This window comes from Winogradskyella costae (assembly GCF_013403865.1).
Lineage (GTDB): Bacteria > Bacteroidota > Bacteroidia > Flavobacteriales > Flavobacteriaceae > Winogradskyella > Winogradskyella costae.
Window position 1 is genome coordinate 1 of the sequence record NZ_JABFDK010000002.1, and the last position, 14,777, is coordinate 14,777.

14 protein-coding genes are annotated in these 14,777 nt (G+C 34.1%); 3 read left to right on the plus strand and 11 right to left on the minus strand.

Going from position 1 to position 14,777, the window contains the following annotated elements:
* Window positions 1-205: 205 nt before the first annotated feature.
* Window positions 206-667, minus strand: a complete 462-nt coding sequence (locus HM986_RS07205) for a hypothetical protein (RefSeq protein ID WP_179334421.1) — start codon at window positions 665-667, stop codon at window positions 206-208.
* 324 nt (window positions 668-991) lie between these two features.
* On the opposite strand from HM986_RS07205, the gene HM986_RS07210 reads away from it, so the two are divergent.
* Entirely contained in the window at window positions 992-3,139 is a 2,148-nt protein-coding gene (locus HM986_RS07210) for a S46 family peptidase (protein WP_179334422.1), read from the plus strand.
* Window positions 3,140-3,442: 303 nt separating this feature from the next.
* Here HM986_RS07210 and HM986_RS07215 read toward each other — a convergent pair whose 3' ends face one another.
* From HM986_RS07215 to HM986_RS07245, 7 genes are all read right to left on the minus strand, one after another.
* Complete coding sequence (locus tag HM986_RS07215) at window positions 3,443-5,425, minus strand: T9SS type A sorting domain-containing protein (protein ID WP_179334423.1); 1,983 nt, start codon at window positions 5,423-5,425, stop codon at window positions 3,443-3,445.
* 631 nt (window positions 5,426-6,056) lie between these two features.
* Complete coding sequence (locus HM986_RS07220) at window positions 6,057-6,353, minus strand: hypothetical protein (protein WP_179334424.1); 297 nt, start codon at window positions 6,351-6,353, stop codon at window positions 6,057-6,059.
* Between the two features lie 332 nt (window positions 6,354-6,685).
* Window positions 6,686-7,381: an SMI1/KNR4 family protein gene (locus tag HM986_RS07225; protein WP_179334425.1), complete on the minus strand. Its 696-nt coding sequence runs from the start codon at window positions 7,379-7,381 to the stop codon at window positions 6,686-6,688.
* A gap of 219 nt (window positions 7,382-7,600) precedes the next feature.
* Window positions 7,601-8,395 (minus strand): anti-sigma factor, encoded by a 795-nt coding sequence (locus tag HM986_RS07230; protein WP_179334426.1) that lies wholly within the window; start codon window positions 8,393-8,395, stop codon window positions 7,601-7,603.
* A 1-nt stretch (window position 8,396) separates the two neighbouring features.
* Window positions 8,397-8,924: an RNA polymerase sigma factor gene (locus HM986_RS07235; protein ID WP_179334427.1), complete on the minus strand. Its 528-nt coding sequence runs from the start codon at window positions 8,922-8,924 to the stop codon at window positions 8,397-8,399.
* A 95-nt stretch (window positions 8,925-9,019) separates the two neighbouring features.
* Complete coding sequence (locus HM986_RS07240; protein ID WP_179334428.1) at window positions 9,020-9,595, minus strand: superoxide dismutase family protein; 576 nt, start codon at window positions 9,593-9,595, stop codon at window positions 9,020-9,022.
* A gap of 54 nt (window positions 9,596-9,649) precedes the next feature.
* The gene (locus tag HM986_RS07245; protein ID WP_179334429.1) at window positions 9,650-10,279 is read right to left on the minus strand and encodes a YceI family protein; all 630 of its coding nucleotides are present in this window, start codon (window positions 10,277-10,279) and stop codon (window positions 9,650-9,652) included.
* A gap of 147 nt (window positions 10,280-10,426) precedes the next feature.
* Between HM986_RS07245 and hemN the strand changes: the two genes are divergently transcribed.
* Together hemN and HM986_RS07255 are read left to right on the plus strand one after the other, a co-directional pair.
* Window positions 10,427-11,791 (plus strand): oxygen-independent coproporphyrinogen III oxidase, encoded by a 1,365-nt coding sequence (hemN, locus tag HM986_RS07250; protein ID WP_179334430.1) that lies wholly within the window; start codon window positions 10,427-10,429, stop codon window positions 11,789-11,791.
* Window positions 11,792-11,889: 98 nt separating this feature from the next.
* Window positions 11,890-12,723, plus strand: coding sequence for a universal stress protein (locus HM986_RS07255; protein WP_179334431.1), 834 nt, complete (start codon window positions 11,890-11,892; stop codon window positions 12,721-12,723).
* Between the two features lie 196 nt (window positions 12,724-12,919).
* Here the strand turns inward: HM986_RS07255 and HM986_RS07260 are convergent, their stop codons facing one another.
* The 3 genes from HM986_RS07260 to HM986_RS07270 all read right to left on the minus strand — a co-directional run bounded on the left by HM986_RS07260 (window position 12,920) and on the right by HM986_RS07270 (window position 14,712).
* Window positions 12,920-13,483, minus strand: a complete 564-nt coding sequence (locus HM986_RS07260) for a hypothetical protein (RefSeq protein WP_179334432.1) — start codon at window positions 13,481-13,483, stop codon at window positions 12,920-12,922.
* 80 nt (window positions 13,484-13,563) lie between these two features.
* Window positions 13,564-14,265, minus strand: a complete 702-nt coding sequence (locus HM986_RS07265) for a sulfite exporter TauE/SafE family protein (RefSeq protein ID WP_179334433.1) — start codon at window positions 14,263-14,265, stop codon at window positions 13,564-13,566.
* Entirely contained in the window at window positions 14,266-14,712 is a 447-nt protein-coding gene (locus HM986_RS07270; protein ID WP_179334434.1) for a FixH family protein, read from the minus strand. It lies immediately after the preceding gene.
* Between the last annotated feature and the right edge of the window lie 65 nt (window positions 14,713-14,777).

Genomic DNA, 14,777 nt, shown 5'->3' on the forward strand with positions numbered 1-14,777 from the left:
GTAATCAATCCAAAGTTGTTAGTTTGATGTTTAAATTTTAGAAAAATGTTGATTTGGAATCAGCTTGTAGTTAACGTTTATGTATAAGAATAGTTGCGGGTTTGTATGCGAGGATTTTCCGAAGGAAAATCAGACGTTACAAACACGCAACGACCTTTGATTAAGCAACTAAACCGCAATTATTTTTATACGGTGTTGTGTGTAGTTATTTATTCATTGATTGGTCAACAAAATCAACTGCTTCTTTTACTTCTATTGTAAATACTCCACCTTTTTCGCTGTCAAATGCTTCTTTCCATTGAAGATAACCATCCATAAAGTCTGGCAATTCATCAGTTGTGCTTTCCAATTCCGTCAAACTTTTTATAATAGTTTCTTTGTCAAATGGTAAGTGTCCTATTTCTTTCGAAATTCCATCTTCAATATGTTCATTTTTAATTTTTAATCCGTTAACAGCAATATGTACTATTTCTCCTCTTTTTCCATAATCCTCAACTTTCAAAATTACGACTCTGGAATTTTCTTCCCCTTTTCGAGTATTATATTTCCATATTTGTCCGCTTTTCAGTTCAGATGTATTCTGATTTTCATTTTTCTTGCTTTGTCCGAATAAACCAAAAAAAGAGAATAATAATATCATTGGATAAAGTTTATAAGTTTGTTTCATTTTGTTTTGGGCGTTTCCACTAATTACACACAACGTGTTATATAAATCATAATACACCTCTTATCTCATCTTGTTTTCGGGATAACAGTCGTTTATATGTTTTATTAGGTTTTAAAATTACTTAAAATTAATTAATCCCATTTACGTAACGTTACGTATTTTTTTTCTATAAAAAATAAACAGCATCAGTAACTTAATGGCGTTATTAAACTTATGTAGTTTAGGTCTATGGAATGTTCTAAAATAACAGTGTTTTAACATCTAAGTAGTTTTAGACTATACTTAAATTTTAGTATTTTTATAGCCATATTCAAAACAAAAAACATGAAGAAAATTTCGCTTACAATTATTGCTTTTATCATTTCATTTTCGTCAGTAATGGGAGATGAAGGCATGTGGTTTTTAATGCATATAGAGCGCTTAAATCATCGCGATATGCAAAAAATGGGATTACAATTAACTCCCGAAGAAATCTACAGTGTTAATAACCAGAGTTTAAAAGATGCTATTGTGCAATTCAATGGTGGCTGTACAGCTAGTATTGTTTCCGATAGTGGGTTAGTATTAACAAATCACCATTGTGGTTATGATGCCATTGCAGAATTATCTACAGCAGAACAAAACCATTTAAAAAATGGTTATTGGGCAGGTTCTTTAGCCGAAGAGATGAAACCCGAAAGCTTATATGTTCGCTTTTTTGTAAGAATGGACGACGTCTCTAAACGTATGCTTGCGCAAGTCAACGATAGCATGAGCGAGAAAGAACGTGAAGTAGCCCTTAACAAAGAAATAGCTAAAATTGAGCAAGAAAATAGTGACGGTGGTAAATACACTGTTTCTGTACGTTCGTTTTACCAAGGTAATGAGTTTTATTACTTTGTTTATGAGGATTATAAAGATGTACGTTTAGTAGGAACACCTCCTGAAAATGTGGGTAAATTTGGTGGTGACACAGATAATTGGGAATGGCCAAGACATACTGGTGATTTCTCATTATTTAGAGTTTATGCTGATACAAACGGACAACCGGCAGATTATTCTACAAACAATGTACCGTTAAAAGCAAAATATCATTTACCAATTAATATTGATGGGGTAGAGGAAAATGACTTCGCCATGATCCTAGGATATCCTGGTCGTACTAACCGTTGGATGCCTGCACAAGGTGTAGAGCAAAATGTAAAATATGCATATCCTGCTTGGGTAGAAGGTTCAAAATTAAGCATGGATGTGATGAAAAAATACATGGACGCAGACGACTCTGTAAATCTAATGTATGCCTCAGGTTATGCAGGTATTGCTAACTATTGGAAAAATAGAGCAGGTATGATTGAAGCCTTAACGGAGCATAAAACCGTAGAGAAAAAGAGTAAAACGGAAGCTAAGTTTAACAAGTGGGCCAATAAAAAAGCTAATAAAGCTATGTACGGAGATGTTATCTCAAATATCAATTCATATTACAGCTTAACTAACGAGAAAGCAAAACAAACTAATTATTTATTAGGTATTTTGCGCTCTAGTAAATTTGCTGTTTTACCATATAGAATAGGATCTGCTTTTAAACAATATGTTGGTGCTACTGAAGCCGAACGTACAAATCTTTTACCAAGATTAACGGCGTTTATCGAAAATAACTATGAGGATTATCACTTGCCTTTAGAAAAAGAAATTTTAGCTAAACAATTAGGATTGTTGGCTTCAAAATCTAATTATTCATTACCAGAATTAGTAGCAGAAATAGGTGGTAAAAATGACAATGATTTTACAGCCTATACTAATGCTATTTTTGATTTAAGCTTATTCTCTTCTAAGGAAAGAGCTTTGGCTTTTTTGCAATACCCTGATGAAGCGATATTAGAGAATGACCCTATGTTTAAATTATCGAATCAATTATTAGATAAGTATAGAGAAAGTCCGGAAGCCTTAGAGCAACCAGAAAACGATTTTGAAGCGTCTTTTAGACTATTAGTAAAAGGCTTACGCGAATCTGGATTAAGTGCTATTCAATATCCGGATGCAAATTCTACATTAAGATTATCTTACGGAAAGGTGAGAGCTTTACCTGCAGATAAAAGAAATGATGCTAAAGTAAATAATTATACCACATTTAAGGGTATGATTAAAAAATATAAGCCTAACGATAGTGAGTTTGATTTAGACCAAAGCATGTTAGATATCTACGAAAAGAAAGATTATGGACGTTACGCTAACAAGCGTGGCGAATTACCAGTAAACTTCCTTACCGATAATGATATTACAGGTGGAAATTCTGGTTCTCCAGTAGTTAACGGCAAAGGAGAGTTAATTGGTTTGGCATTTGATGGTAACATTGAAGCGATGGCAGGTGACGTTATTTTCGACAAAGATTTACAACGTACCATTAACGTAGATATTAGATATGTATTGTGGTTAATTGATAAGTACTCTAATGCAAAGCATATTGTTGATGAGTTGACGATTGTTACCAAGTAATTATTCTTAAAACTAGTGTTACTAAAAAAAGCGACCTGATATTCAGGTCGCTTTTTTTTGCATTATAATAAACGGTGTTGCGGTGCTTATGAGGTTTTATCGGTTTTCGTTTTGTGCGTTAAACTTGTGTTTAAACGACAATAGAAGATGCCTTAGGTTTATTTTAGATGGTGTATGTCTCTGTGTGTTTTAAGTCCTCATATGTAGTTCCTGAAAATCGCGGCGATTAGGATATCTACGTGAGAGGAGCAAACAATTACTTCGTATGATTGTTTGCTCTGCTCTCGCTTATAGTGGTCTAATTTAGTCCTTAAAAAACTTAATCGTATCGTAAGCTCCTATAGTTATGAAATAGGTACCTTTCATTAAATTGCTAACGTTAAGAGGAGTTTGATTGTTAGATTCTCCTCTCAATACTAATTTACCTGTAATGTCATAAATTGAATATTCAAATGCCTCTAAATTACCATTAACTTGAATAAAGTCTGCAGATGGGTTAGGATACACGTTAATGTTTTGAGTTGGTGCTTCAATTTGGACTAAACTTAGCGTTTCATTTCTCGCTTGAATATTATCAATGTCTAAAACGGCATCAAGAGAATCTCCTTCCCAGCTTGGTGTGTCGTTATGAAGAATTCTAAATTCTCTAACATCGTCAAACGTACTATTGTACCCAAGACCAGAGGTTGTGATGTTGGTTACTGAATTTTCGTCAATAGGAAATACAATAGTTTGCCACCCTTGTCCTGGGATGACCGCTATAGGATTGGTAGAACTAAATCTTCTACTGGTTGAAAAGCCTTCAAAAGCCAATCTTAAAATAATAATTGATGAGCCCGAATTCCTCACATCCATAGAAATATAAGTTACACCAGCAGCATTATAATCTCCTTGCCATTGTGCATTATTAAAGGTTACTAATTTAGAATCTGAGCCGTTTCCGCCATTAGATTGTACCCTTAAGAAGTTGTCATCACTTCCGTTAGGTCCATCGGTTAAAATGTTATGGTTTGGTACGGTAGAGTTGTTTCCTTTGGTCCAGTTTTCAGTGGTTGCACCTTCAAAATCATCAATAAGACTTAAAGCTATTTTAGGTTCACCTGTATCAGCTAAGCCCATATCGTCATTTCTCGCTGTAATATTGTCGATGTCCAATATGGCTTCAATAGGATCACCCTCCCAACTTGGTGCATCGTTATGAAGCATTCGAAATTCTCTAACATCGTCAAACGTACTATTGTACCCAAGACCAGAGGTAGTGATGTTGGTTACTGAATTTTCGTCAATAGGAAATACAATAGTTTGCCACCCTTGTCCTGGGGTGACCGCTATAGGATTGGTAGAACTAAATCTTCTACTAGTTGAAAAGCCTTCGAACGCTAATCGTAAAAAAAGGGTTTCAGAACCCGAATTTCTCACATCCATAGAAATATAAGTCACGCCAGCAGTATTATAATCACCTTGCCATTGTGCATTATTGAAGGTTACTAATTTAGAATCCGAACCGTTTCCGCCATTAGATTGCACCCTTAAGAAGTTGTCATCACTTCCGTTAGGTCCGTCGGTTAAAATGTTTTGGTTTGGTACGGTGGAGTTGTTTCCTTTAGTCCAGTTTTCAGTGGTTACTCCTTCAAAATCATCTATTAGATTTAGAGCTATTTTAGGTTCACCTGTATCAGCTAAGCCCATATCGTCATTTCTCGCTGTAATATTGTCTATGTCCAATATGGCTTCAATAGGATCACCCTCCCAACTTGGTGCATCGTTATGAAGCATTCGAAATTCTGTAACATCGTCAAACGTACTATTGTACCCAAGACCAGAGGTTGTGATGTTGGTTACTGAATTTTCGTCAATAGGAAATACAATAGTTTGCCACCCCTGTCCTGGGATCACCGCTATAGGATTGGTAGAACTAAATCTTCTACTGGTTGAAAAGCCTTCGAACGCTAATCGTAAAAAAAGGGTTTCAGAACCCGAATTTCTCACATCCATAGAAATATAAGTTACACCAGCAGCATTATAATCTCCTTGCCATTGTGCATTATTGAAGGTTACTAATTTAGAATCTGAACCGTTTCCGCCATTAGATTGTACTCTTAAGAATTTATCGTCAGTTCCGTTAGGTCCATCGGTTAAAATGTTTTGGTTTGGTATTGTGGAGTTGTCTCCTTTAGTCCAATTTTTAGTGGTGTAATCTTCAAAATCATCCGTTTGATTAAGGGTTATTTGAGATAAAGCAAACAAGGGTAAAAGTAATAGTGTAATACATGTAAAGAATTTCATTTTGCAATAAGTTTATGATTGATAGAATTGGTTGGCTCCTCCTGTGCTTGGCACTTGGCGTTGCGTGTTTCAAGCGCCTAATTTAATAAATTGAACTTAAAAAGACCCTGAGCGTCATAAACTAAACATATAAAATTCGAGATTAGTTTTGTAAATGATTGATGTTTAGGTGTTAATTTTATAAGGCGATACTATTTTTTTTTTTTTTTGTTGCAGTCCTTTGTTGTGTATCGTATGTTTAAGTTTATAATTCCTTTTGTAGATACACCACCAGCTACTAGTGCTCAAATTATTTCTGCTCTGAGTTTTAAACTCGAATCACATATATGTCCGTATAAATTTGTCAGAATTTCTAAATCTTTAACTTTCTTATTTGATGTTTCAATTTCGTATTTGCTACGGTTTTATCAAATTATTCCGAACCTGTTAATATATGGTCTCTTTCAGGTTTAAAGCAACTAATTTAGGTGCTAAAAAACCGAATAGAAAATTCGTGAGAGGTTTTGTCAGTAAGCGAGAACTAGGAATAAATTCTATACGGTATTAGCTAATTGTTGTAATTCAGGTCATAATTTTATGGTATTTAAAAATTCCGAGACATAGCACTTCACTTTAACCATTGTTCTCTTTTCTAATTTTGCCAAGCGGCTCCTAAAGCTAAGGCGTAAAAAGCTAATAAGCCTGATGTAATTAATAATAATGTTGAAATACTAAGTATTATTATAGCAAAAATAGTTTTCTTGCTCTTTAAAGACAATACAGACAATATTAAAGGGATAAAAAATAGTAAAGGAAATAACAACAATGAATCTCCAGGGAAAAGTGCCCAACTCAAAGGACTATCTTGAATGATTAATTCACAAAGAAATAGCAGAATTAATAAAGCTAGGATAGCGATGATATTTAATTTTTTACTTTTTTCTTTCATAATGTCTTCTTATTTATTGTCTTTTAAATGTTCATTTTTACTCTTACTGCTTGTTTTTCATTTCAAAAGTAAATTAAGCAAAGAAATTATCTCGCAGAGTAATAGTTCGCTCTTGCGGGAAGTTCGTTAAGAATGTTGTGAAAAATTTTTGAGCGAGCGCTTTCTAAATAGGCCTTCTTTTAATGGTCAGAGTGTGATTGGTATATGATGTAAAGTGTTTTTTTATGATTAGTTGCGGTGTTTATCATGCAATTTAGCAAACACAAACCAAATAGAAAATTCGTGAAGATTTTCGCAAGTAGGCGACAACTAGCCATTAATTTTAGAGATTGTTAGCTGCTGTATTTATTTTTATTCAATTCTTTTAATGCTCTTTCTGCTGCTGATTTTCCATTAACCATTGCCTTTTTTGTCAACTCAATCAGTTTGTTTCTTGCGGGTTCATATTTATGAAATTCTATTATGTTTATTGCTCTTTCCTGAATATACATATCTTCATCATCCAAAAGAGGATAGACATAAGATTCAATTTCCGCACTTTTAACTAAAGCCATAATTGAAAAAGCCAATTGTTGTCTTAATTCCTCTTTGTTTTCAGAAACTTGTTCTAATTCGGTTAGAAGTTCAGTGATTATTACTTCTCTGTTGTCCAAGTCAATTTCATTTTCTCTTTTCGGGTAATCAAAAACCTGAAAATTCAATTCATTAAAGTCGTAAGCATTTGGATTATTGTTAATCGTATTTATCAATTTAGTAATGTTCTTAAATTTAGGTTCAAGATTTACTTCGCCGTGCGATAAATGACAAACAGTTCCTTTTAATTTTCCTCCAACATATAAACACCAATAGTTTGAGTTATGATCGGTCAGTATCGGAATCAGATTTTTGTAAATTTCAAATTGCTCAAAATATTGGAGCATACTTTCAAAATCGTCTTTTTCAATTAACTCAAAACCATCTCGAGATTCGTAATTCAGAAGATTTTTTAAGTCATCCTTGTTGATTTCGTATTTTGAAAAATGTCTCATATTTCGTTTCCTAGATATTGCCGCTAACTCATCATATAAACCCAAAAGTAACTATTGTCTCATTTTAAATTTAGGATGAGTATACTATTAAGCTTATTTAGGTCTATAAAAATAACCAAAACACACCAAATTTATATACGTAAAGCCACGTATAATTTTACACAAAAAAAACCACCAAGTTTCAACAAGGTGGTTTCTAAATTTTATGCGATCTCTTCTCTAAGACTCGGTATTTACAACACCAAGCGTGTAGAGTTGCTCCATCGTTGGAGACGCACTACCACCTTCGGGTTCTAAAGTAATACCAAAGGCCTGACTCTCGTTAACGTTGGCAATGGTAAATATTTTATTATCGTCGGTGTTAAAATCAGTGATAGTTCCTAAACTTGTTGGTGTTAATGGGTTTAAGGTTAAGGACCATACTTGCCAAACTTTTCCTTCTGGCGCATTGGGTAAGCCTTCTGCATCTAAATAGATGGTGTTGTCGGCCTTGTTCCAATACACTTTTGCAAAGCTAGAGGCAAAATCACCTTGGCCACCAAGTGGTACAGCAATAATATCTTTATCTCTTATAACATTTAATAGATTTTTAGTGGCAGCCAAATCGGTTTTAGCGTCTTCTATTTGTGTTTCGAGATATTGATTTTCAATGTCTACAGTTTGTAATTCTTGTTCCAAATCGGTGTTCTGATTTAAGGTCCAAAATAAACCTGCAGCTAATACAACCGAGGCTGCCCAACCTGTATAACTGATCCAATTAGTTTTTCTAGGCTGTATTTGTATCACTTTAGTTTCTTCTGCATCTAGTCTTGCCTTAATAGATTCAAAACCATTTGCTCTTGGCGATACAGCTGCTGTTAATTTAACGACAGCTCCTTCTATGTCTAAAACTTCTTGCAACAGCTCTGGGTGCTGTTTTAAGAGTTCATAGATCTCTTCATTTTCTGTTTCAGAAAGTTTACCAGCTACGTATAGCTCTAAAATACCTGATTCTATGTATGCGTTTATATCCATATTACAATACCATATCTCTTAGTTGTTGAATACAGTTTCGGTTTCTTGTTTTAATAGTACCAATTGGCATTTGTAATTGTTCCGAAGCTTCTTTTTGAGTAAATCCTTTAAAATAAAGGAGCTCAATAACGGCTTTACATTTTTCGCCTAGTTGCGTTACAAAATTTTTAATACCTATGGCATCCGTACTGTCATCTAAATTATCATGGCTGGCTATGATATCTACGAAATAATCGGTGTTGAGGTTTTGTTTAGATTGTTTAAATGCTTTAGAACGTGTTTTATCTATAGCAGCATTGCGCGCTATATTTAAAATCCACGTAAAAAAACGGCCTTTTTTTGAAGAGTACGTATCCGCTTTATGCCATGCCTTTATAAAGACATCTTGCATTAGCTCGTCTGCAATGGCCGTATCTTTTACAATATTGTAGACCACTCCATGTATGCTTTTACTGTACATGCCATAGAGCTTTTCAAAAGCAGCATGATTTTTACTTTGAAACTGTTTTACCAGTAGTTCTAAATCCATTTATTGGCGATTTTTATTTAGAATCTTTCGCAGAAATGGGGAAGTGAATCACCGCAATTGTTCTAACAATTAATTGTTTTATATATAATGGGTATTTAATTTATAATGCCCGCACAACCAACACGTGCACCTGCATCTCCTGATGGTTGCGATTTTAAATCGTCCACACCTATGTGTACAATTATCGCTTTTCCTAAGATGTCTTTGGTGTCGTCACCACAATCTATACACCACTCATCTGTGGTTTTTGTAACTGTAGCGCGTCCGTTGGCATTGGCTGTTATATTTCCGATATCTCCTTTATGGTAACCAGTGGCATCACCCCACGCACCATGTGGTTGGCCTGTAGGATTCCAATGCCCCCCAGATGATGTACCATCGTCTGCAGAGCAATCTGCTTTTTCATGAATGTGAATCGCGTGTTTTCCTTCTTCTAAACCTGTTACTGTACCAACCATACTTACCATACCATCAGTCTCTGTAAAATTAATAACGCCTTCTACGTTACTACCACTTTTTGGAGATAAGGTAATTGATAATTTTTTTGGAGGTGTTACAACTTCTTCAACTTCAGTTTCAGTAACTGTCTCGGTTTCTTTTTTAGCGTCTTTACATGCCGTAGCAACTAATAATGCAGTGCATGCCAAGGTAAATAGTCTTATGTTTTTCATAATGTAATAATTTTTAAATTAATATAATTTTACAATGTCAAACATGATATAGCTTTATTTCTCACGTAGGTAAGTGTTCACTTCAATAGCGACATCTTCCCAAGTTTTACTTACTCCATCAGCTCCTTTATGAAGATCAAAACAAACTTTGTTTAGAGATTCTAAGGCTCCTAATGCATCCCAGTCATTAAGATTCATAGTCCCTGTCATATTAACACGTCTTTCATCAGTAGTGTTAACCTCTAATGGTAAGTTTTTAGTAACCCCATTCATAGTGATTTCAGCAGAGTAAGTGCTGTCAGCATATATAATCTTTCCTTTTAAAAATTCCGGATTAAGCATGGCTCCGAAAAAAGAAGTTTTTAGCTTCTCGTCTCTAACTTCATCTTTAGTAAATAAACTACTTACAGGAATTGAAAATTCTAAATTATTTAAAGCTTCTTGAGGTGTTGCTCCTTCTTTATTTTCAAAATTGAGAGTTGCAAATTCTCCACCTACAGGTACTTTGTCTGTTGTTTTGTAAGCCGTCCATTTTACAGTGGTTGCTTCAGGTTTAACGACATATTTTATGGCGTTTTCTACGGTTTCATCCGCTTTAGTTTCACCTTCTTTTTTCTCTTGTTTACAAGACGAAAGGACTAAGGCAACAGTAAAGAGTACTGATAAGAATTTTATGCTTTTCATGTTTTTATTTAATTTAAGTAAAATTAGTCATATAACTGCGTTAATGCAAGTAAGGAATGATTCTTAAGCTAAAAATTTTAACCCATATGATAAAAGTCATATTTTTTATTAGCGCTTACGACTAATTTTGACTCTGAATAAAAAGCTATGAGTCAGTCGTTAATTTCTAAATATAATGTTTCAGGACCTCGTTATACGAGCTATCCAACGGTTCCGTATTGGGATTTAGATTCGTTTTCTTTGGCCCAATGGAAAGCTTCTTTAAAGCGTGCTTTTGAAGAAAGTAATACTTCTGAAGGTCTAAGTTTATACATTCATTTGCCATTTTGCGAAAGTTTATGCACCTTTTGTGGTTGCCATAAACGCATTACAAAACGTCATGAAGTAGAATCTCCATACATTAAAGCGGTTTTAAAAGAATGGAGTCTGTATTTGGATCTACTAGGACACAAACCAAAGATTAAAGAATTACATCTTGGTGGAGGTACACCTACATTTTTTTCGCCTGAACATCTTCATTATTTAATTTCTGAATTAGTGAAGGATGCAGATTTGGCAAGCGGCTATGAGTTTAGTTTTGAAGGGCATCCAAACAATACCACAGAAGCACATTTACAAACCTTATATGATTTAGGATTTAGACGTGTAAGCTATGGAGTTCAGGATTATAACCTTAATATTCAAAAAGCAATCAATCGGATTCAACCCTTCGAAAACGTAAAACGTGCGACAGATTTGGCGCGTAAAATCGGTTATACTTCTATAGGGCATGATATTATTTTTGGTTTACCATTTCAGACAGAAGCCGATGTCATAGAAACCATCAATAAAACGAAGTCTTTAATGCCAGATCGTATTGCGTTTTATAGTTATGCGCATGTGCCTTGGATTAAAGGCAATGGTCAACGTGGCTTTAGTGATGCCGATTTACCGACCCCAGATTCTAAGCGTCAGCAATACGAAACCGGAAAACAACATTTTGAAGCTGCAGGTTATATAGAGATAGGCATGGATCATTTTGCCTTAAAAACAGATTCACTTTATAAGGCCATGGAAACGGGTAGTTTGCATCGCAATTTTATGGGGTATACCGCTTCCAAGACTAAAGCTATGATTGGGTTGGGGGTCTCATCAATCAGTGATAGTTGGTATGGGTTTGCTCAAAATGTAAAATCTAACGAAGAATATTACCATTTGTTAGAACACAATATTATTCCGGTGTTTAAAGGTCATATTCTAAATGCTGAAGATTTGGTGATTAGAAAACATATTTTAAACCTAATGTGCAATTTTAAGACGGATTGGGAAGACGATACGTTAGTATTTAAAGAATTGCACGACGTAGTTATAAAATTAAAAGAATTTGAATTGGATGGTTTACTTCAGTTTAAAAATAAACAAGTCATTGTAACCGAGAAAGGAAAAGCTTTTATAAGAAACATATGTATGGCTTTCGATTTGTTATTGCAACGCAAAAAACCGGAAACTCAGTTGTTTTCAATGACTATTTAATATGAAAAAAGGAACGAGCATGTTTATAATTTAATCACCTAGTGAGGTAATTAATAGCGAACAGCGTGTGACAAGTGAAAAATAATAAATAAAAAACCATGAAAAAAATAATTGTACCAGTAGATTTTTCAGAACATTCCGAATTTGCGCTTGAAGCTGCAGCCAGTTTAGCTCAAAAGTATGGATCTGAACTTATTGTATTACACATGTTAGAGTTGTCTAATGCAATTATTTCGTCAGCAAGCGAAACTTTAAATCAAGAGGCTGTTTTTTATTTAAAACTTGCAGAACAAAAATTTGAGAGCTTTTTAGATAAACCCTATTTAGAAGGTCTTAAACTCACGCCAATAGTAAAACATTTTAAAGTATGGAGCGAAGTTAATTTGGTGGCTGCAGAACATCAGGCAGATTTAATAATTATGGGCTCTCAAGGAGCAAGTGGTATTAAAGAAGTATTTGTAGGCTCTAATACCGAAAAAGTTGTACGTCATTCTGAAATTCCTGTTTTAGTTATTAAACATAATCCAATATTAATGGATTTTGAAAATGTTGTTTTTGCTTGTGATTTCTCAGAAGAAACTGTTGAACCCTATTTAAGAGCTAAAGCAATTTTTGACTTACTTGGTACTAAGCTACATATGGTATACGTGAATTCTCCAGATGGAAACTTTAGAAGTTCTTCTGAAATAGATAAACGTGTCTCTGATTTCTTAGGAAAAGCAGAAGGGAATTTAGATAATTTAAATCAAGTTAATATTGTTTCAGATTATTCTATAGAAAAAGGTATTCTTAATTTTTCTAATGTTATTGGAGCGGATCTTATTGCTGTGGCAACACATGGCAGAAAAGGCTTATCGCATATATTTGAAGGTAGTGTCTCTGAAGATATTGCAAACCATTCGACTTTGCCAGTTATGACATTTAAAATTTAACTGATGATGTTATTATAATAGTTAGTGTTATTAATCATCGTCCGAAAAGCGCCATAGATTCTTCTTTGGCGTTTTTCTTTTTTAGTGATGTTCCTATACGTTATTGTTTTCTTTAAATAAAATAAGCCACGGAAGACAAGCAGCAAAAAGAAGTAGCGGATTAAAATTTAAATTATAAAGTTTAAGTTTGTGTCCTTTAAAAACGATATCCAAGCCTCAAATGCAGGTTCAATGCTAAACCGCTATTATCTTTTAGATATACATTTTTTTCTTTAAAGTAGTGTATGTACCCTAAGCCTATCCCAGTTTCATATGTAAAATGTTTACCGACGTTTCGTCTAATCCCCCAAGTAGGAATAATAGATATATCGCTAATAAAATTTAAGTTATCTTCTACAGAATTAACAATAATATCGGGATGGTATGTGGTTTTGATTGCAATAAAATTACCGCTATTGCCGTCTATACGTCGCGATTTTGAAACTCTTTTATTAAGATTGTAATACCAGCGTGGTTCTAAGGTTAGTGCAGGTACTAATATAAAGCCTCGGCTACCAACAAAGCTGTTACTATATATACCAACGTCTAACCCCAATTCGCTTCGTAATGCTATAGCGTTTGATAGTTTAGATTCGTTATGTCCCCAGAGTCCCAAAAGACCAGCTTGTATACCGTAAGTGGATTTTTCGACGCTAGCATCTTGTGCAGTCACAGTTGCAATAGAGAGGCTGAAAATTAATAAAAGGCTAAGTTTTTTCATGATTTCGATAGATTGATGATGTTGATTTATAAAAGGCTAAGATATCAATTATCATTCCACTCTGAAATTATTAATTTTGATTAATGGCATTCTATAGCACTAGAGGCTGTTTCTACTATGGGAGCAGGTGAGAGGTAAGGAATTCCTAAGCCAAGTCCACGAAGAATAAATAATAAGCCAATAACTACAACGAAAACAGGAATGGCTTTTTGGATGCGTTGTTTTATAGTTGTGTTTAAAAACTTACCCAAATAAATAGCTGTGGTCATTAATGGAATCGTGCCTAACCCAAATAAAACCATATACAGACTGCCTTCTAACAAGCTGCCTGTTGCAACGGCTCCAAAAACTGCCATATAAACTAATCCACAAGGCAAGAATCCATTAAGAAATCCTATGGTTAAAAAGGTGTCTGCTGTTTTCTTTTTTAAAGCCTTACCTAAGGATGATTTTACTTTAGAAATTCCTTTGTATAGAGGTTTTGTAAGGTTGTATTTACCTATAATGCGTTGAGGTAAAAGTACAATAGCAATCATTAATACACCAATAATAATAGAAAGTTGCTGTTGAATTCCAAAAAGAGAAAAGCTTTTGCCTACCAAACCGAAGACTAAACCAATACTACTGTACGCTAGTAATCGACCAAAATGGTACATACCAATCTGACTCACTTTTCTAAACGAGTTAGATCTATCTACGGGTAACATAAAGGCGATTGGTCCACACATACCAACGCAGTGTAAACTTCCTAATAAACCTAATATGAACGCCGAGACTAACATTTAATATGTGATTTCTTTTTTAAAGAGATAAGACTTTGTGTTATATTTCCAATCTATTTTAATGTTCCAACGACCATCCAACAAACGTTTGTCAGGTATGAGCAAATTGTGGTTAGATAGTGAAATCGGTGTTTCAAAATCTAGTTGCTTGTTAGATGGTCTATATAGGAACACTTTACCCTCAATACTTTGAATGTTTAAGTCTTCTGGAAATGAAATTAGAATGCCTTCATTAGTTTTTTTTAAAGACACATTACTTGCTAAGCTTTTAGAATTTTCTTCATGATCTAAATCAGCTTGAAACTGCAGCTCTTGGCCATAATAATCTTCTACCACTAAATCATGTTCATACTTAGTATCTGTACTCATCGTTATAACAAAATACATGATAAAAGAAATAAAACATACAAAAGCAATTACGATTGCTGTTCCCCAATTTATTTTCATAATTAATTATTTTTATCCTGAATAACATTCAGGGTTTCATCTTATAATCGACTGTTTGTCTTGGT

Bases quoted from the DNA above. Each gene is read 5' to 3' on its own strand.
- HM986_RS07205 (WP_179334421.1), bottom strand. From the start codon at position 667: ATGAAACAAACTTATAAACTTTATCCAATGATATTATTATTCTCTTTT.
- HM986_RS07210 (WP_179334422.1), top strand. From the start codon at position 992: ATGAAGAAAATTTCGCTTACAATTATTGCTTTTATCATTTCATTTTCG.
- HM986_RS07215 (WP_179334423.1), bottom strand. From the start codon at position 5,425: ATGAAATTCTTTACATGTATTACACTATTACTTTTACCCTTGTTTGCT.
- HM986_RS07220 (WP_179334424.1), bottom strand. From the start codon at position 6,353: ATGAAAGAAAAAAGTAAAAAATTAAATATCATCGCTATCCTAGCTTTA.
- HM986_RS07225 (WP_179334425.1), bottom strand. From the start codon at position 7,381: ATGAGACATTTTTCAAAATACGAAATCAACAAGGATGACTTAAAAAAT.
- HM986_RS07230 (WP_179334426.1), bottom strand. From the start codon at position 8,395: ATGGATATAAACGCATACATAGAATCAGGTATTTTAGAGCTATACGTA.
- HM986_RS07235 (WP_179334427.1), bottom strand. From the start codon at position 8,924: ATGGATTTAGAACTACTGGTAAAACAGTTTCAAAGTAAAAATCATGCT.
- HM986_RS07240 (WP_179334428.1), bottom strand. From the start codon at position 9,595: ATGAAAAACATAAGACTATTTACCTTGGCATGCACTGCATTATTAGTT.
- HM986_RS07245 (WP_179334429.1), bottom strand. From the start codon at position 10,279: ATGAAAAGCATAAAATTCTTATCAGTACTCTTTACTGTTGCCTTAGTC.
- hemN (WP_179334430.1), top strand. From the start codon at position 10,427: ATGAGTCAGTCGTTAATTTCTAAATATAATGTTTCAGGACCTCGTTAT.
- HM986_RS07255 (WP_179334431.1), top strand. From the start codon at position 11,890: ATGAAAAAAATAATTGTACCAGTAGATTTTTCAGAACATTCCGAATTT.
- HM986_RS07260 (WP_179334432.1), bottom strand. From the start codon at position 13,483: ATGAAAAAACTTAGCCTTTTATTAATTTTCAGCCTCTCTATTGCAACT.
- HM986_RS07265 (WP_179334433.1), bottom strand. From the start codon at position 14,265: ATGTTAGTCTCGGCGTTCATATTAGGTTTATTAGGAAGTTTACACTGC.
- HM986_RS07270 (WP_179334434.1), bottom strand. From the start codon at position 14,712: ATGAAAATAAATTGGGGAACAGCAATCGTAATTGCTTTTGTATGTTTT.